Consider the following 552-nt stretch of genomic DNA (forward strand, 5'->3'; position numbering starts at 1 on the left):
CGTCCAGGCCCTGGCCGAAGGCCAGAAGGTCACCGACACCATCACCGTCACGGTCGATGACGGCCACGGCGGCACGGCTACCCAGGTCATCACCATCGAGATCACCGGCACCAACGACGCCCCGACCATCACGGGTGAGGCCACCGGCGGCGTCAAGGAAGACGCGGCCGACACGACCGTGTCCGGCCAGTTGACGCCGCACGACGTGGACGCGACCGACACGCACACGTGGTCGGTCACCGACGGCGGCAAGGGCCAGTATGGTTCGCTGACGATCGACCAGAACGGCAAGTGGACCTACACGCTGGACAACACCAGCGCCAGCGTCCAGGCCCTGGCCGAAGGCCAGAAGGTTACCGACACCATCACGGTCAAGGTCGATGACGGCCACGGCGGCACGGCCCTCCAGACCATCACCATCGAGATTACGGGCACCAACGACGCCCCGACCATCACCGGTGAGGCCACCGGCGGCGTCAAGGAAGACGCGGCCGACACGACCGTGTCCGGCCAGTTGACGCCGCACGACGTGGACGCGACCGACACGCACAC

The 552-nt window shown here is 67.6% G+C and carries 1 protein-coding gene; it reads left to right on the forward strand.

Annotation, left to right across the window (positions count from 1 at the left end; genetic code table 11):
• Positions 1 to 552: VCBS domain-containing protein (locus tag AC3WMR_RS30700; RefSeq protein WP_492281600.1), on the forward strand; the 552-nt coding region annotated here is incomplete at both ends.

This window comes from Achromobacter sp. FW305-C-28 (assembly GCF_058783235.1).